The 17,704-nt window shown below is 68.8% G+C and carries 30 protein-coding genes; 29 read left to right on the forward strand and 1 reads right to left on the reverse strand.

The features are described from left to right. The first annotated feature begins 99 nt into the window (after nucleotides 1-99). Nucleotides 100-1,296 carry an elongation factor Tu gene (tuf, locus tag PO879_RS03410; RefSeq protein ID WP_278236530.1) on the forward strand — a complete coding sequence of 399 codons (1,197 nt, stop codon included), beginning with the start codon at nucleotides 100-102 and terminating at the stop codon, nucleotides 1,294-1,296. A 106-nt stretch (nucleotides 1,297-1,402) separates the two neighbouring features. Here the strand turns inward: tuf and PO879_RS03415 are convergent, their stop codons facing one another. Further along, nucleotides 1,403-2,449, reverse strand: coding sequence for a M12 family metallopeptidase (locus PO879_RS03415; protein WP_278236531.1), 1,047 nt, complete (start codon nucleotides 2,447-2,449; stop codon nucleotides 1,403-1,405). A 493-nt stretch (nucleotides 2,450-2,942) separates the two neighbouring features. Here PO879_RS03415 and rpsJ point away from each other — a divergent pair, with 493 nt between their 5' ends. The 28 genes from rpsJ to rpsK all read left to right on the forward strand — a co-directional run bounded on the left by rpsJ (nucleotide 2,943) and on the right by rpsK (nucleotide 17,577). Then, a complete protein-coding gene (gene rpsJ, locus PO879_RS03420) occupies nucleotides 2,943-3,251 on the forward strand; it encodes a 30S ribosomal protein S10 (RefSeq protein WP_013837837.1) in 309 nt (102 codons plus the stop codon). Between the two features lie 14 nt (nucleotides 3,252-3,265). Further along, nucleotides 3,266-3,919 carry a 50S ribosomal protein L3 gene (gene rplC / locus PO879_RS03425; protein WP_278236532.1) on the forward strand — a complete coding sequence of 218 codons (654 nt, stop codon included), beginning with the start codon at nucleotides 3,266-3,268 and terminating at the stop codon, nucleotides 3,917-3,919. Between the two features lie 5 nt (nucleotides 3,920-3,924). Then, complete coding sequence (gene rplD, locus PO879_RS03430) at nucleotides 3,925-4,623, forward strand: 50S ribosomal protein L4 (RefSeq protein WP_278236533.1); 699 nt, start codon at nucleotides 3,925-3,927, stop codon at nucleotides 4,621-4,623. Beyond that, nucleotides 4,620-4,922, forward strand: coding sequence for a 50S ribosomal protein L23 (gene rplW, locus PO879_RS03435; RefSeq protein WP_278236534.1), 303 nt, complete (start codon nucleotides 4,620-4,622; stop codon nucleotides 4,920-4,922). Before rplD ends, rplW begins: the two co-directional genes overlap by 4 nt. A 31-nt stretch (nucleotides 4,923-4,953) precedes the next feature. Next, nucleotides 4,954-5,790, forward strand: a complete 837-nt coding sequence (rplB, locus tag PO879_RS03440; protein ID WP_278236535.1) for a 50S ribosomal protein L2 — start codon at nucleotides 4,954-4,956, stop codon at nucleotides 5,788-5,790. 15 nt (nucleotides 5,791-5,805) lie between these two features. Further along, the gene (rpsS, locus tag PO879_RS03445) at nucleotides 5,806-6,087 is read left to right on the forward strand and encodes a 30S ribosomal protein S19 (protein ID WP_278236536.1); all 282 of its coding nucleotides are present in this window, start codon (nucleotides 5,806-5,808) and stop codon (nucleotides 6,085-6,087) included. Between the two features lie 55 nt (nucleotides 6,088-6,142). After that, nucleotides 6,143-6,511 carry a 50S ribosomal protein L22 gene (gene rplV, locus PO879_RS03450; protein ID WP_278236537.1) on the forward strand — a complete coding sequence of 123 codons (369 nt, stop codon included), beginning with the start codon at nucleotides 6,143-6,145 and terminating at the stop codon, nucleotides 6,509-6,511. Then, nucleotides 6,511-7,344 (forward strand): 30S ribosomal protein S3, encoded by an 834-nt coding sequence (gene rpsC / locus PO879_RS03455; RefSeq protein ID WP_278236538.1) that lies wholly within the window; start codon nucleotides 6,511-6,513, stop codon nucleotides 7,342-7,344. Before rplV ends, rpsC begins: the two co-directional genes overlap by 1 nt. A 3-nt stretch (nucleotides 7,345-7,347) precedes the next feature. After that, nucleotides 7,348-7,767 carry a 50S ribosomal protein L16 gene (gene rplP, locus PO879_RS03460; protein ID WP_278236539.1) on the forward strand — a complete coding sequence of 140 codons (420 nt, stop codon included), beginning with the start codon at nucleotides 7,348-7,350 and terminating at the stop codon, nucleotides 7,765-7,767. Beyond that, nucleotides 7,767-8,006: a 50S ribosomal protein L29 gene (gene rpmC, locus PO879_RS03465; RefSeq protein ID WP_246246410.1), complete on the forward strand. Its 240-nt coding sequence runs from the start codon at nucleotides 7,767-7,769 to the stop codon at nucleotides 8,004-8,006. The genes rplP and rpmC overlap by 1 nt, the downstream gene beginning before the upstream one ends. A gap of 7 nt (nucleotides 8,007-8,013) precedes the next feature. Then, on the forward strand, nucleotides 8,014-8,298 hold the full coding sequence (gene rpsQ, locus PO879_RS03470) for a 30S ribosomal protein S17 (protein WP_278236540.1): 285 nt from the start codon (nucleotides 8,014-8,016) through the stop codon (nucleotides 8,296-8,298). Between the two features lie 135 nt (nucleotides 8,299-8,433). Beyond that, nucleotides 8,434-8,802: a 50S ribosomal protein L14 gene (rplN, locus tag PO879_RS03475; RefSeq protein WP_278236541.1), complete on the forward strand. Its 369-nt coding sequence runs from the start codon at nucleotides 8,434-8,436 to the stop codon at nucleotides 8,800-8,802. A gap of 2 nt (nucleotides 8,803-8,804) precedes the next feature. Further along, nucleotides 8,805-9,146, forward strand: coding sequence for a 50S ribosomal protein L24 (gene rplX / locus PO879_RS03480; RefSeq protein WP_278236542.1), 342 nt, complete (start codon nucleotides 8,805-8,807; stop codon nucleotides 9,144-9,146). After that, on the forward strand, nucleotides 9,146-9,718 hold the full coding sequence (gene rplE, locus PO879_RS03485; RefSeq protein ID WP_278236543.1) for a 50S ribosomal protein L5: 573 nt from the start codon (nucleotides 9,146-9,148) through the stop codon (nucleotides 9,716-9,718). The genes rplX and rplE overlap by 1 nt, the downstream gene beginning before the upstream one ends. A gap of 1 nt (nucleotide 9,719) precedes the next feature. After that, nucleotides 9,720-9,905 (forward strand): type Z 30S ribosomal protein S14, encoded by a 186-nt coding sequence (locus tag PO879_RS03490; RefSeq protein ID WP_013837851.1) that lies wholly within the window; start codon nucleotides 9,720-9,722, stop codon nucleotides 9,903-9,905. A gap of 77 nt (nucleotides 9,906-9,982) precedes the next feature. Continuing rightward, complete coding sequence (gene rpsH, locus PO879_RS03495) at nucleotides 9,983-10,381, forward strand: 30S ribosomal protein S8 (RefSeq protein WP_278236544.1); 399 nt, start codon at nucleotides 9,983-9,985, stop codon at nucleotides 10,379-10,381. A gap of 20 nt (nucleotides 10,382-10,401) precedes the next feature. Continuing rightward, a complete protein-coding gene (rplF, locus tag PO879_RS03500) occupies nucleotides 10,402-10,938 on the forward strand; it encodes a 50S ribosomal protein L6 (RefSeq protein ID WP_278236545.1) in 537 nt (178 codons plus the stop codon). Beyond that, nucleotides 10,938-11,309, forward strand: a complete 372-nt coding sequence (gene rplR / locus PO879_RS03505; RefSeq protein ID WP_278236546.1) for a 50S ribosomal protein L18 — start codon at nucleotides 10,938-10,940, stop codon at nucleotides 11,307-11,309. The genes rplF and rplR overlap by 1 nt, the downstream gene beginning before the upstream one ends. A 43-nt stretch (nucleotides 11,310-11,352) precedes the next feature. Then, nucleotides 11,353-12,018 (forward strand): 30S ribosomal protein S5, encoded by a 666-nt coding sequence (gene rpsE / locus PO879_RS03510; protein ID WP_278236547.1) that lies wholly within the window; start codon nucleotides 11,353-11,355, stop codon nucleotides 12,016-12,018. Next, nucleotides 12,018-12,200: a 50S ribosomal protein L30 gene (gene rpmD, locus PO879_RS03515; protein WP_172152853.1), complete on the forward strand. Its 183-nt coding sequence runs from the start codon at nucleotides 12,018-12,020 to the stop codon at nucleotides 12,198-12,200. Before rpsE ends, rpmD begins: the two co-directional genes overlap by 1 nt. Nucleotides 12,201-12,202: 2 nt before the next feature. Continuing rightward, on the forward strand, nucleotides 12,203-12,679 hold the full coding sequence (gene rplO / locus PO879_RS03520) for a 50S ribosomal protein L15 (protein WP_278236548.1): 477 nt from the start codon (nucleotides 12,203-12,205) through the stop codon (nucleotides 12,677-12,679). 337 nt (nucleotides 12,680-13,016) lie between these two features. Further along, nucleotides 13,017-14,315, forward strand: coding sequence for a preprotein translocase subunit SecY (gene secY / locus PO879_RS03525; protein ID WP_278236549.1), 1,299 nt, complete (start codon nucleotides 13,017-13,019; stop codon nucleotides 14,313-14,315). Between the two features lie 80 nt (nucleotides 14,316-14,395). Beyond that, nucleotides 14,396-14,953, forward strand: a complete 558-nt coding sequence (locus PO879_RS03530; RefSeq protein WP_278237446.1) for an adenylate kinase — start codon at nucleotides 14,396-14,398, stop codon at nucleotides 14,951-14,953. Between the two features lie 23 nt (nucleotides 14,954-14,976). After that, nucleotides 14,977-15,852: a type I methionyl aminopeptidase gene (gene map, locus PO879_RS03535; RefSeq protein WP_278236550.1), complete on the forward strand. Its 876-nt coding sequence runs from the start codon at nucleotides 14,977-14,979 to the stop codon at nucleotides 15,850-15,852. Nucleotides 15,853-16,138: 286 nt separating this feature from the next. Next, the gene (infA, locus tag PO879_RS03540; protein WP_020016137.1) at nucleotides 16,139-16,360 is read left to right on the forward strand and encodes a translation initiation factor IF-1; all 222 of its coding nucleotides are present in this window, start codon (nucleotides 16,139-16,141) and stop codon (nucleotides 16,358-16,360) included. Nucleotides 16,361-16,442: 82 nt separating this feature from the next. Further along, nucleotides 16,443-16,556, forward strand: coding sequence for a 50S ribosomal protein L36 (gene rpmJ, locus PO879_RS03545; RefSeq protein ID WP_171246392.1), 114 nt, complete (start codon nucleotides 16,443-16,445; stop codon nucleotides 16,554-16,556). A 161-nt stretch (nucleotides 16,557-16,717) separates the two neighbouring features. After that, nucleotides 16,718-17,092: a 30S ribosomal protein S13 gene (gene rpsM, locus PO879_RS03550; protein ID WP_278236551.1), complete on the forward strand. Its 375-nt coding sequence runs from the start codon at nucleotides 16,718-16,720 to the stop codon at nucleotides 17,090-17,092. Nucleotides 17,093-17,172: 80 nt separating this feature from the next. Then, on the forward strand, nucleotides 17,173-17,577 hold the full coding sequence (gene rpsK, locus PO879_RS03555; protein ID WP_171246390.1) for a 30S ribosomal protein S11: 405 nt from the start codon (nucleotides 17,173-17,175) through the stop codon (nucleotides 17,575-17,577). Nucleotides 17,578-17,704: the final 127 nt, after the last annotated feature.

Genomic DNA, 17,704 nt, shown 5'->3' on the forward strand with positions numbered 1-17,704 from the left:
CCATCAACCTGTAGGAAACCGCAACGCCCCGAGGGTTAGGCTTGATCGGCCGACACTCGCAATCGTTCGGAACATCTACCCAAGTCCCAGGAGGACCCAGTGGCTAAGGCCAAGTTCGAGCGGACCAAGCCGCACGTCAACATCGGCACGATCGGTCACGTCGACCACGGCAAGACGACGCTGACCGCCGCGATCTCGAAGACGCTCGCTGAGACGTACCCGGACCTGCCGGCGAACCAGCTCAAGGCGTTCGACGAGATCGACGCCGCGCCGGAGGAGAAGCAGCGCGGTATCACGATCAACATCGCGCACATCGAGTACGAGACGCCGAACCGTCACTACGCGCACGTCGACGCGCCGGGTCACGCCGACTACATCAAGAACATGATCACCGGTGCCGCCCAGATGGACGGTTCGATCCTCGTGGTCGCCGCCACCGACGGCCCGATGGCGCAGACGCGCGAGCACGTCCTCCTGGCCCGCCAGGTGGGCGTTCCCTACCTGCTCGTGGCGCTGAACAAGGCCGACATGGTCGACGACGAGGAGATCCTCGAGCTCGTCGAGATGGAGGTCCGCGAGCTGCTGTCGTCGCAGGACTTCGACGGTGACAACGCCCCGGTCATCCGCGTCTCCGGTCTGAAGGCCCTCGAGGGCGACCCCGAGTGGACCAAGAAGATCCTGGAGCTCATGGAGGCCGTGGACGAGAACGTCCCCGAGCCGCAGCGCGACCTCGACAAGCCGTTCCTCATGCCGATCGAGGACGTCTTCACCATCACCGGTCGCGGCACCGTCGTCACCGGCAAGGTGGAGCGTGGCTCGCTCGACATCAACTCCGAGGTCGAGATCGTCGGTATCCGTTCGCCGCAGAAGACGACCGTCACCGGTATCGAGACCTTCCACAAGCAGATGGACCAGGCCCAGGCGGGCGACAACACCGGTCTGCTGCTGCGTGGTCTCAAGCGTGAGGACGTCGAGCGCGGCCAGGTCGTCGTGAAGCCGGGTTCGATCACGCCGCACACCAACTTCGAGGCCCAGGTCTACATCCTGGCCAAGGACGAGGGCGGCCGTCACAACCCGTTCTACTCGAACTACCGTCCGCAGTTCTACTTCCGGACCACCGACGTCACGGGCGTCATCGAGCTGCCCGAGGGCACCGAGATGGTCATGCCGGGCGACAACACCGAGATGACGGTCGAGCTGATCCAGCCGATCGCCATGGAGGAGGGCCTCGGCTTCGCCATCCGTGAGGGTGGCCGCACGGTCGGTTCCGGCCGGGTCACCAAGATCCTCAAGTGATCTGCCGCCGGACGGCGTCCCGGCACTGACCGACGCCGGCCGGTCATGACGCAGGGCCCGGGCATCATCACGATGCCCGGGCCCTTCGTCGTGCCTGCGGGGGTGGTCACCAGAGCATGACGGCCGTCGTCCCCGCCGCCCAGGCCCAGTACAGGCGGACCCGGACGACGTAGCTGCGGCCGGCGCGGAGCCGCACGGTGACCAGGGCGTTGCGGTCGGTCCCGCTGTCGTCGTCGCCCGCGAGGAAGACCGGTTCGCCGTCGACCTCCTCGAAGAGGACCAGCAGCGTGTCGGCGTCGCCGAACGTACCCACGCGGTACTCCCGGGTGGCCGTGGGGCGGACCACGAGGTCGGCCTGCCCGGCGGGCGCGAGCTCCAGCGGTACCGAGCGGCCCGGTTCGAGCGTGGGCAGGTCGGGCTCGAGCCCCGGGTACCAGCGCAGCACCCACTCGCGGTCGTCGTCCGACAGCCCGTCCGGGGCGGGGATCCCGTCGCGGCCGTACTGCTCCGGGGAGACGATGAGGCCCGGGTCGAAGGGGTAGTGCATGACGGACTCGGGGTCCCACGCCGAGCCCTCGACCTGCTCGGGGGAGAGCTTGCGCAGGATGTTGTGCCGCACCTGGTCCTCGGTCCAGCTGTTCGGCGGGCCCGTGAACTCCTGGAGCACGCGCTGCTCGTCCCACACGATGCCCGCGTTCGGGTTCTGGTGCTCGTGGGGGAAGCCGAGCGTGTGTCCGATCTCGTGCAGCGCGGTGACGGCCCCCCACGACGTCGTCAGGTCCCAGCCGAAGTTCATCGTGGCCTCGTGCTGCGGGATCCCCAGCACGTCCTTGCCGACGTAGGACCAGCTGCCGGCGCCCTGGTCGAACGCGATGCGCACCTCGGCGCGGTCGGCGTCGTCGACCTCGACGAAGCGCAGGCCGATGCCGAGGTCCTCCCACGTGCGGAAGGCGTCGCGCACCGCCTGGTGCTGCGCCTGCGGTGCCGCCGGCTCGAGCCAGTAGTGCAGGACGGTGCCGTTGACCCACTTCGCCCGCGTGACGTGGATGAGGGAGGCGCGGCGCGGGTTGAGGTCCGGGGGGAGCGCGGGGCGGGACTGCGGTCGGACGTCGCAGTAGGTCCAGCCGTCCGCGGGTCGGTCGGGGCGTGTCATGGCGGTCACTTCCTCCGGGTCCGGGAGCGTCGGTGTCCCGCGGGAGCGTGGGTCGCCGTCGCGGGCGGTCGAGCGCCGCCTAGAATGAGGGACGGGCACACCGGGCGCCGTGATACGACGCAGGTCACATCGGCCAGGACTTGGCCACGCGTCGGGTGTGTGCCACACTAGTCAGGTTGCCTGTCACGGGCGCGTTCTTTCTCGTGTCGAACAGTGTGTAGCACCACGGTGCCAGCCGAGACCTCCGGGTCCGCGGTGGCGCCGGGCGCGGTCTCCCCTCGGGGGAGTCGTGGGGATGCCGGCTGTCGACGCGCGTGAGCGCCCCACGGACACATGTCTTCGACAGGCTTGGCATACGTCGTGGCCCGCACCGCGGGCCACATCCACGGCCCCCATGCCGGACAGGTATGCGCACGGTTCTGTCGCTCAAAGCGACACGCCCGAGCGCGGGGGTCGGACAGTAGCGGTTCGAGAGAGAGAGTCAGACGACGCCATGGCGGGACAGAAGATCCGCATCCGGCTCAAGTCCTACGACCACGAGGTGATCGACAGCTCGGCGCGCAAGATCGTCGACACGGTCACTCGCGCTGGTGCGACGGTCGTGGGCCCGGTGCCGCTGCCGACGGAGAAGAACGTCTTCACCGTCATCCGGTCGCCTCACAAGTACAAGGACAGCCGTGAGCACTTCGAGATGCGTACTCACAAGCGGCTGATCGACATCATCGACCCCACGCCGAAGGCTGTCGACTCGCTGATGCGCATCGACCTGCCGGCCGACGTGAACATCGAGATCAAGCTCTGAGGCTGGAAGAGATCATGACCAACCAGCAGAAGAACGTGACCGCGGTGCTCGGCACCAAGCTCGGCATGACCCAGACGTGGAACGAGGACGGCAAGCTCGTCCCGGTCACCGTCGTCGCCGTCCCCACCAACGTGGTGACGCAGGTCCGCAACGCGGAGTCCGACGGCTACGCGGCCGTCCAGCTCGCCGCCGGCCAGATCGACCCGCGCAAGGTCACCAAGCCGCTCAAGGGCCACTTCGAGAAGGCCGGCGTCACGCCGCGCCGCCACGTGGCCGAGATCCGTACCGACGACTCCGCCGAGTACACGCTCGGCCAGGAGATCACCGCCGAGGCCTTCGAGGCCGGCGTGGTGGTCGACGTCGTCGGCACCACCAAGGGCAAGGGCACCGCCGGTGTCATGAAGCGCCACGGCTTCTCCGGCGTCGGCGCCTCGCACGGTGCGCACCGCAACCACCGCAAGCCGGGTTCGATCGGTGGCGCGGCCACGCCGTCGCGCGTGTTCCGCGGCATGCGGATGGCCGGTCGCATGGGCCACGCCCGCAAGACCGTCCAGAACCTGACCGTCCACGCGGTCGACGCGGAGAAGGGCCTGCTGCTCGTCAAGGGCGCGGTCCCGGGTCCGAAGGGCGGCATCGTCCTCGTCCGTACCGCCGCGAAGGGAGCCTGAGACCGATGGCTAACCTGACCGTCGACGTGCTCGACGCCTCGGGCAAGAAGGCCGGCACCGCCGAGCTCCCCGCCGAGGTGTTCGACGTCGCCACGAACGTCCCGCTGATCCACCAGGTGGTCGTCGCGCAGCGCGCGGCCTCCCGCCAGGGGACGGCCGCCACCAAGACCCGCGCCGACGTGCGCGGCGGTGGCAAGAAGCCCTACAAGCAGAAGGGCACCGGCCGCGCCCGCCAGGGTTCGACCCGCGCCCCGCAGTTCGCCGGCGGTGGCACCGTCCACGGCCCGCAGCCGCGCAAGTACGACCAGCGCACGCCGAAGAAGATGAAGGCCGCCGCCCTGCGCGGTGCCCTCTCCGACCGCGCTCGCGCCGGCCGTGTCCACGTGGTCGCCGGGTTCGGCGTCGACGACAAGCCGTCCACCAAGGCGGCCCTCGGCACGCTCGCCGCGCTCACCGACCGCACGCACGTGCTGGTCGTCACCGAGCGCTCGGACGAGCTGACCGTCAAGTCGCTGCGGAACCTGGAGCAGGTCCACCTGCTCACCGCGGACCAGCTGAACACCTACGACGTCCTCGTCTCCGACGACGTCGTCTTCACCTCCGGCGCGCTCGAGGCGTTCCTGGCCGGCCCGGCGACGGGCAAGTCGGCGAAGGCCGTCGCGACCGAGACCGAGGCCGCGTCCGAGAAGGAGGCCACCAAGTGACCGCCGTGACGAAGGACCCGCGCGACATCCTGATCGCGCCGGTCGTCTCCGAGAAGTCCTACAACCTCCTCGACGAGGGCAAGTACACCTTCGTCGTGGACCCGGGCGCCAACAAGACCGAGATCAAGATCGCGGTCGAGAAGGTCTTCGGTGTCAAGGTCGCCTCGGTGAACACGATCAACCGCAAGGGCAAGGCGCGTCGTACGCGCTACGGCCTGGGCAAGCGCAAGGACACGAAGCGTGCGATCGTCACCCTCCGCGAGGGGTCGATCGACATCTTCGGCGGTCCGGTCGGCTGAGCCGCACGAGAGCAGATCGAGGACTACTTCCATGGGAATCCGTAAGCACAAGCCGACGACGCCCGGCCGCCGTGGCTCGAGCGTTGCCGACTTCGTCGAGGTCACCCGCTCGGAGCCGGAGAAGTCGCTGGTTCGTCCGCTGTCCAAGACCGGCGGCCGCAACAGCTCCGGCCGGATCACCACCCGGCACAAGGGCGGTGGCCACAAGCGCGCCTACCGCGTGATCGACTTCCGTCGTCACGACAAGGACGGCGTGCCGGCGAAGGTCGCGCACATCGAGTACGACCCGAACCGCACCGCGCGCATCGCGCTGCTGCACTACGCCGACGGCACGAAGCGCTACATCATCGCGCCGAACAAGCTGGCGCAGGGCGACACGGTCGAGGCCGGCGCGGGTGCCGACATCAAGCCCGGCAACAACCTGCCGCTGCGCAACATCCCGACGGGTACCGTCATCCACGCCGTCGAGCTCCGCCCCGGTGGCGGCGCGAAGATCGCCCGCAGCGCGGGCGCTTCGGTCCAGCTCGTCGCCAAGGACGGCCCCTACGGCCAGCTGCGCATGCCGTCCGGCGAGATCCGGAACGTCGACCTGCGCTGCCGCGCGACCATCGGCTGGGTCGGCAACGCCGAGCAGTCGAACATCAACTGGGGCAAGGCCGGCCGCATGCGCTGGAAGGGCGTCCGCCCGACCGTCCGCGGTGTCGTGATGAACCCCGTCGACCACCCGCACGGTGGTGGCGAGGGCCGCACGTCCGGTGGCCGTCACCCGGTGAGCCCCTGGGGCCAGCCCGAGGGCCGGACCCGCCGTCCGAACAAGCCCAGCGACAAGCTGATCGTCCGCCGTCGTCGCACCGGCAAGAAGCGCTGAAAAGGAGCCTGACAGATGCCTCGTAGCCTGAAGAAGGGCCCCTTCGTCGACGACCACCTGCAGAAGAAGGTGGACGGTCAGAACGAGAAGGGGACCAAGAACGTCATCAAGACCTGGTCCCGTCGGTCGGTCATCACGCCCGACTTCCTCGGCCACACCTTCGCCGTCCACGACGGTCGCAAGCACGTCCCGGTCTTCGTGACCGAGGCCATGGTGGGTCACAAGCTGGGCGAGTTCGCCCCCACGCGGAACTTCCGCGGCCACGTGAAGGACGACAGGAAGGGTCGCCGCCGCTGACCCCCGGTCAGTCGGTAGCGACTCGGACTGTCTGAGAAAAGGAAGCAGGACAGCAATGGAAGCCAAGGCGCAGGCGCGGTTCGTCCGTGTCACGCCCATGAAGGCCCGGCGCGTCGTCGACCTCATCCGTGGCAAGCAGGCCGCTGAGGCCGTCGCGGTGCTGAAGTTCGCGCCGCAGGCGGCGAGCGAGCCCATCCGCAAGGTGGTCGAGTCCGCTGTGGCCAACGCCCGGGTGAAGGCCGACCGCGCGAACGAGCGCTTCGACGAGGCCGACTACGTGGTCTCCGTGGCGTACGTGGACGAGGGCCCGACCCTCAAGCGGTTCCGCCCCCGTGCGCAGGGGCGTGCCAGCCGCATCCTCAAGCGCACCAGCCACATCACCGTGGTCGTCGCACCGCGCGAGCAGAAGGAAGGGGCCCGATAGTGGGGCAGAAGATTCACCCGCACGGGTACCGCCTCGGCATCACCACCGACCACCGGTCGCGCTGGTTCGCCGACAGCACCAAGCCTGGTCAGCGGTACCGCGACTACGTCCGCGAGGACGTCGAGATCCGCAAGCTCATGAGCACCGGTCTCGAGCGCGCCGGCATCGCCAAGGTCGAGATCGAGCGCACCCGTGACCGCGTCCGCGTGGACATCCACACGGCGCGTCCCGGCATCGTCATCGGCCGCCGCGGCGCCGAGGCGGACCGCATCCGCGGCGAGCTCGAGAAGCTGACGGGCAAGCAGGTCCAGCTCAACATCCTCGAGGTCAAGAACGCCGAGATCGACGCGCAGCTCGTCGCGCAGGGCATCGCCGAGCAGCTGGCGAGCCGCGTCTCCTTCCGTCGCGCCATGCGCAAGGGCATCCAGTCCGCGCAGCGTGCCGGCGCGAAGGGCATCCGGGTCCAGGTCTCGGGCCGTCTCGGCGGCGCCGAGATGAGCCGGTCGGAGTTCTACCGCGAGGGTCGCGTGCCGCTGCACACCCTGCGCGCGAACATCGACTACGGCTTCTTCGAGGCCCGTACCACCTTCGGTCGCATCGGCGTGAAGGTCTGGATCTACAAGGGCGACCTCACCGAGAAGGAGTTCGCTGCTCAGCAGGCGGCCTCCGCGCCCCGACAGGGCCGTGGTGGCGGCCGTGGCGGCGAGCGTCGTGGTCGTCGCAACGACCGCAACGAGCGTCCGTCGCAGCCGAAGCAGAGCTCCGGCGAGGCGTCCGACGCGCCGGCCCCGGCCGAGCAGGCCGCGGCCCCCGAGTCCGGAACGGAGGCCTGAGTCATGCTGATCCCGCGCAGGCTCAAGCACCGCAAGCAGCACCACCCCAAGCGCTCCGGCGTGGCCAAGGGTGGCACCACGATCTCGTTCGGCGACTACGGCATCCAGGCCCTCGAGCCCGCCTACGTCACGAACCGCCAGATCGAGGCTGCTCGTATCGCGATGACCCGTCACATCAAGCGTGGCGGCAAGGTCTGGATCAACATCTACCCGGACCGCCCGCTGACCAAGAAGCCGGCTGAGACCCGCATGGGTTCCGGCAAGGGCTCGCCCGAGTGGTGGGTCGCCAACGTCAAGCCCGGCCGCATCGTCTTCGAGCTGGCCGGCGTCCCCGAGGACTTGGCACGCGAGGCCCTGCGCCGCGCGATGCACAAGCTTCCGATGAAGTGCCGTTTCGTGGTGCGCGAAGGTGGTGCGAACTGATGGCTATCGGTACCCAGGGCCTGGCCCCCGCCGACCTCGACGGCTTCGACGACGAGACCCTCGTCGCGAAGCTCAAGGAGCAGAAGGAAGAGCTCTTCAACCTTCGCTTCCAGGCCGCCACCGGCCAGCTCGAGTCGCACGGCCGCCTCAAGGCGGTCAAGCGCGACATCTCGCGGATCTACACGGTCCTGCGGGAGCGCGAGCTCGGCATCCGTACGGCCCCGAGCGTGAGTGAGTGAGGCTTTGATGAGCGAGAACACCGAGACGGTGACCACCGAGGAGCGGGCCAGCCGCAAGGTGCGCCGCGGATACGTCGTCAGCGACAAGATGGAGAAGACCATCGTCGTCGAGGTCGAGGACCGCAAGAAGCACCCGCTCTACGGCAAGGTCATGCGCCGTACGAACAAGGTGAAGGTGCACGACGAGGAGAACACGGCCGGTATCGGCGACCTCGTCGTCATCATGGAGACCCGCCCGCTGTCCGCGACCAAGCGGTGGCGCCTTGTGGAGATCCTCGAGAAGGCCAAGTAAGCACAGACCTTTCTCGGTGGGGGCGCGGTGTGACACACGTATGCGCCGGGTCCCCACCACAGCAACTATCCGTTCGGCCAGGCTCGCCCGGGACCTCCCGGGCAGAGAACCAGCTCGACGACAGGAGATCAATCGATGATCCAGCAGGAGTCGCGACTGCGTGTCGCCGACAACACGGGTGCCAAGGAGATCCTCACCATCCGTGTTCTCGGTGGCTCCGGCCGTCGCTACGCCGGTATCGGCGACACCATCGTCGCCACCGTCAAGGACGCGATCCCGGGCGGCAACGTGAAGAAGGGCGACGTCGTCAAGGCCGTCATCGTCCGGACCGCCAAGGAGCGCCGTCGTCCCGACGGTTCCTACATCAAGTTCGACGAGAACGCCGCCGTCATCCTCAAGGGCGACAGCGAGCCCCGTGGGACCCGCATCTTCGGCCCGGTCGGCCGTGAGCTGCGCGACAAGCGGTTCATGAAGATCATCTCGCTGGCTCCGGAGGTGCTCTGACCATGGCGAAGATCAAGAAGGGCGACCAGGTGATCGTCACCGCCGGTCGCGACAAGGGCAAGACGGGTCGCGTGCTCGAGGTGCTCACGGACTCGGACCGCATCGTGGTCGAGGGCATCCAGCGCGTGACCAAGCACGTGAAGGCCGGCCAGTCGGCTCGCGGCACCCGCACGGGTGGCCTCGAGACCGTCGAGGCCCCGATCCACGTGTCCAACGTGATGCTGGTCGACCCCGAGACGAAGAAGCCGACCCGCGTCGGCTTCCGCCTCGAGGAGGTGGAGCAGGACGGTCGCACCCGCACGGTGCGCGTCCGCTACGCCAAGCGCTCCGGGAAGGACATCTGATGACCGAGACGACTCTCGAGGCCCCGGCCCTGCCGCGCCTCAAGCAGAAGTACCGCGAGGAGATCCTCTCCGCCCTCAAGGACGAGTTCGACCACCAGAACGTCCAGCAGGTCGCCGGTCTGACCAAGATCGTCGTCAACATGGGTGTCGGGGACGCTGCGCGCGACTCCAAGCTCATCGAGGGCGCGATCCGCGACCTGACCGCGATCACCGGCCAGAAGCCGGCGATCAACCGTGCCAAGAAGTCCATCGCGCAGTTCAAGCTGCGCGAGGGCATGCCGATCGGCGCGCACGTCACCCTGCGTGGTGACCGCATGTGGGAGTTCCTCGACCGCCTGCTCTCGATCGCGCTGCCGCGCATCCGCGACTTCCGCGGACTGAGCCCGAAGCAGTTCGACGGCCACGGCAACTACACGTTCGGTCTCACGGAGCAGTCGATGTTCCACGAGATCAACCAGGACAAGATCGACCGTGTCCGGGGCATGGACATCACGATCGTGACGACGGCGACGACCGACGACGAGGGCCGCTCCCTGCTGCGCCGTCTCGGTTTCCCCTTCAAGGAGAACTGATATGGCGAAGAAGGCCCTGATCAACAAGGCGAACGCCAAGCCGAAGTTCGCCGTGCGTGCCTACACCCGGTGCCAGCGCTGCGGCCGGCCGCACTCGGTCTACCGCAAGTTCGGCCTGTGCCGGATCTGCCTGCGGGAGATGGCCCACCGTGGCGAGCTCCCCGGCGTCACCAAGAGCAGCTGGTAAAACCACTACGCCGTAGGTCCGTGCGGCGCCCTGGCGGGCGCCGCACGGATACCCCGGCGAGGAAGGGCTAGAGCCCAATGACTATGACCGACCCGATCGCAGACATGCTGACGCGTCTGCGCAACGCGAACTCGGCGCACCACGACACGGTCACGATGCCGTTCTCGAAGCTGAAGTCGCGCATCGCGGAGATCCTGCAGGCCGAGGGTTACATCACCGGCTGGACCGTCGAGGACGCTCAGGTGGGCAAGAACCTCACCCTGACCCTCAAGTACGGCCCGAGCCGTGAGCGCGCGCTGACCGGCGTGCGCCGTGTGTCCAAGCCCGGTCTGCGCGTCTACGCGAAGTCCACCAACCTCCCGAAGGTCCTCGGTGGCCTCGGCGTGGCCATCCTGTCCACCTCGTCCGGCCTCCTGACCGACCGTCAGGCGCAGGACAAGGGCGTGGGCGGCGAAGTCCTCGCCTACGTCTGGTAATCCGGAAAGGAGAGACGCCAATGTCTCGAATCGGCAAGCTCCCCGTTCCGGTCCCGTCCGGCGTGGAGATCACCATCAGCGGCGCGCTGGTGACCGTCAAGGGGCCCAAGGGCACCCTGGAGCACACGGTTCCCGCGCCGATCACCGTCGAGCAGACCGAGGACGGCATCAAGGTCTCGCGTCCCGACGAGGAGCGCGAGTCCCGGTCGCTGCACGGCCTGACCCGCACCCTGCTGTCCAACATGGTCACCGGTGTGACCAACGGTTACGAGCGCAAGCTCGAGATCGTCGGTACCGGTTACCGCGTGGTGGCCAAGGGCCAGGACCTCGAGTTCGCGCTCGGGTTCTCGCACCCCGTCACGGTCTCGGCGCCGGAGGGCATCACCTTCGCGGTCGAGAGCCCGACGAAGTTCTCGGTCGCCGGCATCGACAAGCAGCAGGTCGGCGAGGTCGCTGCGAACATCCGCAAGATCCGCCGCCCCGAGCCCTACAAGGGCAAGGGTGTGCGGTACGCCGACGAGGTCGTCCGTCGCAAGGTCGGAAAGGCTGGTAAGTGATGGCTCTCAAGGTTCTCGGCAAGGGCAAGAGCGTCGCTCGTCAGCGTCGTCACCTTCGCCTGCGCAAGAAGATCAAGGGCACCGCGGAGCGTCCCCGCCTCGTCGTGACCCGTTCGTCGCGTCACATGGTGGCGCAGGTCGTGGACGACACGGTCGGCAAGACCGTGGCCTCCGCCTCGACGCTCGAGGCCGACCTGCGTGCGCTGGACGCCGACAAGACCGCCAAGGCCCGCAAGGTCGGCGAGCTCGTCGCCGAGCGTGCGAAGTCCGCCGGTGTCGACGCCGTGGTCTTCGACCGTGGCGGCAACAAGTACCACGGTCGGGTGGCTGCGGTCGCCGACGGCGCACGGGAAGCGGGGTTGGCTCTGTGATGGCTGACGCTCGCAAGTTCGCACGGAAGATGAGGATCCTCTGATGGCTGCAGGGCAGCGCAACACCGGCGCCCCCCAGGGCGCCAACGAGTCCAAGAACGACGGTCGCCGCTCCAACCGGCGCGACGACCGCCGCAACAACCGCGGCGACGACCGCAACGCCTTCGTCGAGCGCGTGGTGACCATCAACCGCGTCGCCAAGGTCGTCAAGGGCGGCCGCCGCTTCAGCTTCACCGCGCTGGTCGTGGTGGGCGACGGCGACGGCACCGTCGGTGTCGGCTACGGCAAGGCGAAGGAGGTGCCCTCGGCGATCGCCAAGGGTGTCGAGGAGGCGAAGAAGAACTTCTTCCGCGTCCCCCGCATCCAGGGCACCATCCCGCACCAGGTCCAGGGCGAGGAGGCGGCCGGTGTCGTCTTCCTGCGTCCGGCCTCCCCGGGTACCGGTGTGATCGCCGGTGGTCCGGTGCGCGCCGTGCTGGAGTGCGCCGGGATCCACGACGTGCTGAGCAAGTCGCTCGGCTCGTCGAACGCGATCAACATCGTGCGCGCCACCGTCGCGGCCCTCCAGGGCCTCGAGGAGCCGGCCGCCGTGGCCGCTCGTCGTGGTCTGCCGCTCGAGGACGTCGCCCCGGCTCCGCTGCTGCGTGCGCAGGCCGCCGGCCTGGCCGCGCAGTCGGAGAAGAAGGCCGACGAGAAGGTGGGTGCGTGATGGCCCGTCTCAAGGTCACCCAGGTCAAGTCCGCCATCGGCGGCAAGCAGAACCAGCGTGACACGCTGCGGACCCTCGGCCTCAAGCGGATCGGCGACATCGCCGTGAAGGAGGACCGTCCGGAGATCCGTGGCATGGTCACCACGGTGGCGCATCTCGTCACCGTCGAGGAGGTCGACTGATCATGGCCGACAGCACCCAGGACAAGGGCGCGCAGTCGCAGCCGCTGAAGGTCCACCACCTGCGTCCGGCTCCCGGCGCCAAGAAGGCCAAGACCCGTGTGGGTCGTGGTGAGGCGTCGAAGGGCAAGACGGCGGGTCGCGGCACCAAGGGCACCAAGGCTCGTTACCAGGTGCCCGCGGGCTTCGAAGGTGGGCAGATGCCGCTGCACATGCGTCTGCCGAAGCTGCGTGGCTTCAAGAACCCGTTCCGCGTCGAGTACCAGGTCGTCAACCTGGACAAGCTCGCCGCGCTGTACCCGGAGGGGGGCTCCGTCACGGTCGACGATCTCGTCGCCAAGGGCGCGGTCCGCTCCGGCCAGCCGGTGAAGGTTCTCGGCACGGGGGAGATCACCGTCAAGCTGGACGTCGCGGTCGACGCGATCTCCGGCTCCGCCAAGGACAAGGTCCTGGCGGCCGGCGGCTCGGTCTCCGAGGACTGAGGTCCGTCGCAGGGCCGGTGGCGCACACGCGCCACCGGCCCTTGCGCGTCTCCGCCGGGTGGGGTGACGGACACCCGGCGGGACGACATCCGGTGGGCTGGATTGTCCCGGTCTGCTACCTTCGACCGGAATCCGTGGTCCACATCACTCGCCGGGACACGTAGAATCCGTCACGGTCCGTCCCGCACGCCGTGAGTGCGGGGAGGTCGGCGAACCCGGCCGGACCACGACCGAGTCGGCGCGTCGACGTCGCGGGGCCGCCCCGCGGGCGTCGTGCGCCACACCTCGCCGGTCGACCGGCGACACGACACCCCGCTCCGGCGGGTCAGGAGGATAGGTGCTCAGCGCATTCGGCCGGGCTTTCCGGACACCGGACCTGCGGCGCAAGCTGCTGTTCACGATCGCGATCATGGCGCTGTTCCGCGTGGGGTCGTTCGTCCCGACGCCGGGCGTCGACTACGGCAACGTCCAGCAGTGCGTGGCCTCCCTGGAGGACAGCACCTCGCTGCTCGGCCTCGTCAACACCTTCAGCGGCGGAGCCCTCCTGCAGCTGTCGGTGTTCGCGCTGGGGATCATGCCCTACATCACCGCCAGCATCATCACGCAGCTCCTGCGTGTCGTCATCCCGCGGTTCGAGGCCCTCCACAAGGAGGGGCAGTCCGGCCAGTCGAAGCTGACGCAGTACACGCGGTACCTGACGATCGCCCTGGCGATCCTGCAGTCGACGACGATCGTGACCACGGCTCGTACCGGCCTCCTCTTCCCCGGCTGCAACCTCGACGTCGTCGTCGACGACAGCTTCTGGACCGCCGCCCTGATGGTGATCACCATGACGGCGGGCACCGGTCTGGTGATGTGGCTCGGCGAGCTCATCACCGAGCGCGGCATCGGCAACGGCATGTCGCTGCTGATCTTCACCTCGATCGTCGCCAGCTTCCCGACGGCCCTCTGGTCGATCGCCGGCGGTGCGAACGGCCCCCTGAACTTCATCATCATGATCGGCGTGATCGTGCTGGTCATCGGCATGGTCGTCTTCGTCGAGCAGTCCCAGCGCCGCATCCCGGTCCAGTACGCCAAGCGGATGGTCGGCCGCCGGATGTACGGGGGGACCAGCACCTACATCCCGATCAAGATCAACATGTCCGGCGTCATCCCGGTCATCTTCGCGGCGTCGATCCTCGCGATCCCCGCGCTGATCGCCCAGTTCGGCGACCAGACCGCGGACTGGGTCGTCTGGATCTCGAACAACCTGGCCCAGCAGGACCAGGCGCTGTACATCGTGCTCTACGTCGCGATGATCATCTTCTTCGCCTTCTTCTACACCTCGATCACGTTCAACCCGGACGAGGTCGCGGACAACATGAAGAAGTACGGCGGCTTCATCCCGGGCATCCGTGCCGGGCGCCCCACGGCCGAGTACCTGGACTACGTGATCACCCGCATCACGTCGGCCGGTTCGCTCTATCTCGCCATCGTCGCGCTGATCCCGACGTTGGTGCTGGTGTTCCTCGGCGTCACGACGAACATCCCGTTCGGCGGGACGTCGATCCTCATCATCGTCGGTGTTGGGCTGGAGTTCGTGAAGCAGGTGAACTCCCAGCTCCAGCAGCGCCACTACGAAGGGTTCCTCCGTTGACCGAGACGACCACCCCGACCACCCGTCGCGAGCTCCACGGCTCCCAGCGTCCCGAGGCACGGGTGACCCGCCTGGTGATCATGGGACCGCAGGGCGCGGGCAAGGGCACCCAGGCCGCCCGGCTCGCCGAGGTCTTCGGGATCCCCGCCATCTCGACCGGTGACATCTTCCGGGCGAACATCAAGGGCGGCACCGAGCTCGGCCGGCTGGCCCAGGAGTACTCCGCGAAGGGCGAGCTCGTCCCCGACGAGGTCACGGACTCCATGGTCCGCGACCGTCTCGCGGAGGACGACGTCAAGGGCGGCTTCCTGCTCGACGGGTACCCGCGCAACGCCCACCAGGTCGAGGCGCTGGACGGCATCCTCGGCGAGCTCGACTGGGAGCTGGACGGCGTGATCGAGCTGACGGCGGACCGCGAGGAGCTGCTGCAGCGCATCGCCAAGCGTGCCGAGGTCGAGGGCCGCGAGGACGACACCCCGGACGCGATCGCCCGCCGGCTCGACATCTACGAGGCCGAGACGGCGCCGCTGACGGCCGCCTACGCCGAGCGCGGCCTGCTGGTCCAGGTCGACGGGATCGGCGAGATCGCCGAGGTCACCGACCGGATCGTCGCCGCCCTCGAGCAGCAGTTCGGCTGACGGCCGGCGAGAAGCTGAACGAGGTGTTCCGTTCCCGTCCCCGGATCGAGCTGAAGTCGCGCGCCGAGATCCGGCTGATGCGCCGTGCCGGCCTGGTCGTCGCCGACGCGCTGTCCGCGGTCCGGGCCGCAGCGCGCCCCGGGGTGACGACGGGTGACCTCGACCGGGTGGCGGCCGACGTGATCGCCGCCGCCGGGGCGACGCCCTCCTTCCTGGGCTACCACGGCTTCCCCGCGACGATCTGCACGTCGGTGAACGACGAGATCGTCCACGGGATCCCGGGGACCCGCTCCCTGGCCGTGGGTGACGTGGTGTCCGTCGACTGCGGTGCGATCGTGGACGGCTGGCACGGCGACTCGGCCGTCTCGTTCCAGATCGGCCCGGACGGCGCCCTGGGGCCCGACGACCCGCGGGCCCGGGAGCTGGACGCCGACGACGCCGCGCTCGTGCTGGCGACCCGCAGCGCGATGTGGGCGGGCGTCGCGGCCCTGGCGTCCGCACGGCGCGTGGGCGAGGTCGGCGACGCCGTCGAGATGGCCGCCGAGACCGCGGGCGGGCTGGTCGGTACCTCCTACGGCATCGTCGAGGAGTACACGGGCCACGGCATCGGGACGGCGATGCACCAGCCGCCGGACGTGCTCAACTTCCGGGCGACCGACCGCGGGCCCCGGGTCCGAGCGGGCATGTGCCTGGCCGTGGAGCCCATGCTGACGCGGGGTACCGAGGTGACCCGGGTGCTGGGGGACGACTGGACCGTGGTGGCCGCCGACGGTGCCCGCGCCGCGCACTGGGAGCACACGGTCGCGGTGCTGGACGACGGCATCGCGGTGCTCACCGCCGCCGACCTCGGTCGCGAGGGCCTGGCGGCCTTCGACGTCGTCCCCGTCGACCTCGACTGACCGGGCTGCCCACCCGCACGGCGCACCCGGCCGGTGCGCACCGGCGGACCCGCGTGCGGTGTGACGTACACCTGCTTGCCAACGCGAATCCGTGGGGTACGATATTTAGTCGGGTGTACTCCGTTCTTGTGCCCGTCCCCGGCTCTCACGAGCTCCGGGGTCGTGGCCCTCGCCAACGGAAGCACGCGATCCACGTCCTCGACGAGAACTCCTCGTGACCCGACCGCGGTCGGGCCGGGCGTGGCTGCAGTCCGTCGAAAGACACAGACGAGAGTTAGCGGAGGACATGGCAAAGAAGGACGGTGTCATCGAGATCGAGGGCAGCGTGATCGAGGCGCTGCCGAACGCGATGTTCCGCGTGGAGCTGAGCAACGGTCACAAGGTCCTCGCCCACATCTCGGGCAAGATGCGGCAGCACTACATCCGGATCCTCCCCGAGGACCGCGTCGTGGTGGAGCTCAGCCCGTACGACCTGTCCCGTGGCCGGATCGTCTACCGCTACAAGTAGTCGTCATCCCCCCACCCGATCGACATCGCCGCGCGAGCGTCCGGCCCTGACGGCCCGGTCGCCCGGCGGCAGAGGAACACTGATGAAGGTCAAGCCGAGCGTCAAGAAGATCTGCGACCAGTGCAAGGTGATCCGCCGGCACGGTCGCGTCATGGTGATCTGCTCGAACCAGCGCCACAAGCAGCGCCAGGGCTGATCACGCCCCCCTGCCGCGTCGTCCTCGGACGGCGTGGCTCAGCGCACCATCACGACGCCGCTCGCTGAGCGGCAGAACCCTCGGTCCAGGGGCCGGGGCCCGCGGTCCTCGCGGGAGGCTGGTGCGGTAGACCTCTGGACGAAGGACAGGAGTCGCCAGGAATGGCACGTCTGATCGGCGTCGACCTCCCGCGCGAGAAGCGGGTCGTCGTCGCACTCACCTACATCTACGGCGTCGGTCGCACCCGCGCCGAGCAGACCGTCGCGGCCACCGGGATCTCCCCGGACACGCGCGTGAAGGACCTCGGCGACGCCGAGCTCGTCGCGCTGCGCGACCACCTCGAGGGCAACTTCCAGCTCGAGGGTGACCTCCGCCGCGAGGTCGCGGCCGACATCCGCCGCAAGGTGGAGATCGGCACCTACCAGGGTCTGCGTCACCGTCGCGGACTGCCGGTGCGTGGCCAGCGCACCAAGACCAACGCGCGTACCCGCAAGGGCAAGAAGCGCACCGTCGCGGGCAAGAAGAAGGCCCGCTGACGTCAGCAGTCCGTGGAGCGGGTCAGCGCCGCTGACCTTCGCCCCGGTCCGACGACCTCAGACCAGGAGTATCAACGCATATGCCTCCCAAGTCCCGCTCGACCGCCGCGCGCAAGCCGCGTCGCAAGGACAAGAAGAACGTCCCGCACGGCCAGGCGCACATCAAGAGCACCTTCAACAACACGATCGTGTCGATCACCGACCCGTCGGGCGCCGTGATCTCGTGGGCCTCCGCCGGCCACGTCGGCTTCAAGGGCTCGCGCAAGTCCACGCCCTACGCCGCCCAGCTCGCCGCCGAGTCCGCCGCGCGCCGCGCCCAGGACCACGGCGTCAAGAAGGTCGACGTCTTCGTCAAGGGCCCGGGTTCGGGTCGTGAGACCGCGATCCGTTCGCTGCAGGCGACCGGCATCGAGGTCGGCTCGATCCAGGACGTCACGCCCCAGGCGCACAACGGCTGCCGTCCCCCGAAGCGTCGCCGCGTCTGACCCCTCGAACCGACCGGGCCCCCGTGCCCGGTCGGTTCAAGCCCTGCCCGGGCGGGTGGACCGAGTCCCGTCCGGGGCCGCGTAGACCGCGGATCCGTGATGCGTCATATGGCGGACGCACACTGAA

Origin of the sequence: Isoptericola sp. AK164 (assembly GCF_029643425.1) — a bacterium.
GTDB classification, from domain to species: domain Bacteria; phylum Actinomycetota; class Actinomycetes; order Actinomycetales; family Cellulomonadaceae; genus Isoptericola; species Isoptericola haloaureus.

What these genes read in the sequence shown, in the direction of transcription:
- PO879_RS03415 (WP_278236531.1), bottom strand. Translation starts at nt 2,449, where the DNA reads ATGACACGCCCCGACCGACCCGCGGACGGCTGGACCTACTGCGACGTC.
- rpsJ (WP_013837837.1), top strand. Translation starts at nt 2,943, where the DNA reads ATGGCGGGACAGAAGATCCGCATCCGGCTCAAGTCCTACGACCACGAG.
- rplC (WP_278236532.1), top strand. Translation starts at nt 3,266, where the DNA reads ATGACCAACCAGCAGAAGAACGTGACCGCGGTGCTCGGCACCAAGCTC.
- rplD (WP_278236533.1), top strand. Translation starts at nt 3,925, where the DNA reads ATGGCTAACCTGACCGTCGACGTGCTCGACGCCTCGGGCAAGAAGGCC.
- rplB (WP_278236535.1), top strand. Translation starts at nt 4,954, where the DNA reads ATGGGAATCCGTAAGCACAAGCCGACGACGCCCGGCCGCCGTGGCTCG.
- rpsS (WP_278236536.1), top strand. Translation starts at nt 5,806, where the DNA reads ATGCCTCGTAGCCTGAAGAAGGGCCCCTTCGTCGACGACCACCTGCAG.
- rplV (WP_278236537.1), top strand. Translation starts at nt 6,143, where the DNA reads ATGGAAGCCAAGGCGCAGGCGCGGTTCGTCCGTGTCACGCCCATGAAG.
- rplP (WP_278236539.1), top strand. Translation starts at nt 7,348, where the DNA reads ATGCTGATCCCGCGCAGGCTCAAGCACCGCAAGCAGCACCACCCCAAG.
- rpmC (WP_246246410.1), top strand. Translation starts at nt 7,767, where the DNA reads ATGGCTATCGGTACCCAGGGCCTGGCCCCCGCCGACCTCGACGGCTTC.
- rpsQ (WP_278236540.1), top strand. Translation starts at nt 8,014, where the DNA reads ATGAGCGAGAACACCGAGACGGTGACCACCGAGGAGCGGGCCAGCCGC.
- rplN (WP_278236541.1), top strand. Translation starts at nt 8,434, where the DNA reads ATGATCCAGCAGGAGTCGCGACTGCGTGTCGCCGACAACACGGGTGCC.
- rplX (WP_278236542.1), top strand. Translation starts at nt 8,805, where the DNA reads ATGGCGAAGATCAAGAAGGGCGACCAGGTGATCGTCACCGCCGGTCGC.
- rplE (WP_278236543.1), top strand. Translation starts at nt 9,146, where the DNA reads ATGACCGAGACGACTCTCGAGGCCCCGGCCCTGCCGCGCCTCAAGCAG.
- PO879_RS03490 (WP_013837851.1), top strand. Translation starts at nt 9,720, where the DNA reads ATGGCGAAGAAGGCCCTGATCAACAAGGCGAACGCCAAGCCGAAGTTC.
- rpsH (WP_278236544.1), top strand. Translation starts at nt 9,983, where the DNA reads ATGACTATGACCGACCCGATCGCAGACATGCTGACGCGTCTGCGCAAC.
- rplF (WP_278236545.1), top strand. Translation starts at nt 10,402, where the DNA reads ATGTCTCGAATCGGCAAGCTCCCCGTTCCGGTCCCGTCCGGCGTGGAG.
- rplR (WP_278236546.1), top strand. Translation starts at nt 10,938, where the DNA reads ATGGCTCTCAAGGTTCTCGGCAAGGGCAAGAGCGTCGCTCGTCAGCGT.
- rpsE (WP_278236547.1), top strand. Translation starts at nt 11,353, where the DNA reads ATGGCTGCAGGGCAGCGCAACACCGGCGCCCCCCAGGGCGCCAACGAG.
- rpmD (WP_172152853.1), top strand. Translation starts at nt 12,018, where the DNA reads ATGGCCCGTCTCAAGGTCACCCAGGTCAAGTCCGCCATCGGCGGCAAG.
- rplO (WP_278236548.1), top strand. Translation starts at nt 12,203, where the DNA reads ATGGCCGACAGCACCCAGGACAAGGGCGCGCAGTCGCAGCCGCTGAAG.
- PO879_RS03530 (WP_278237446.1), top strand. Translation starts at nt 14,396, where the DNA reads ATGGGACCGCAGGGCGCGGGCAAGGGCACCCAGGCCGCCCGGCTCGCC.
- infA (WP_020016137.1), top strand. Translation starts at nt 16,139, where the DNA reads ATGGCAAAGAAGGACGGTGTCATCGAGATCGAGGGCAGCGTGATCGAG.
- rpmJ (WP_171246392.1), top strand. Translation starts at nt 16,443, where the DNA reads ATGAAGGTCAAGCCGAGCGTCAAGAAGATCTGCGACCAGTGCAAGGTG.
- rpsM (WP_278236551.1), top strand. Translation starts at nt 16,718, where the DNA reads ATGGCACGTCTGATCGGCGTCGACCTCCCGCGCGAGAAGCGGGTCGTC.
- rpsK (WP_171246390.1), top strand. Translation starts at nt 17,173, where the DNA reads ATGCCTCCCAAGTCCCGCTCGACCGCCGCGCGCAAGCCGCGTCGCAAG.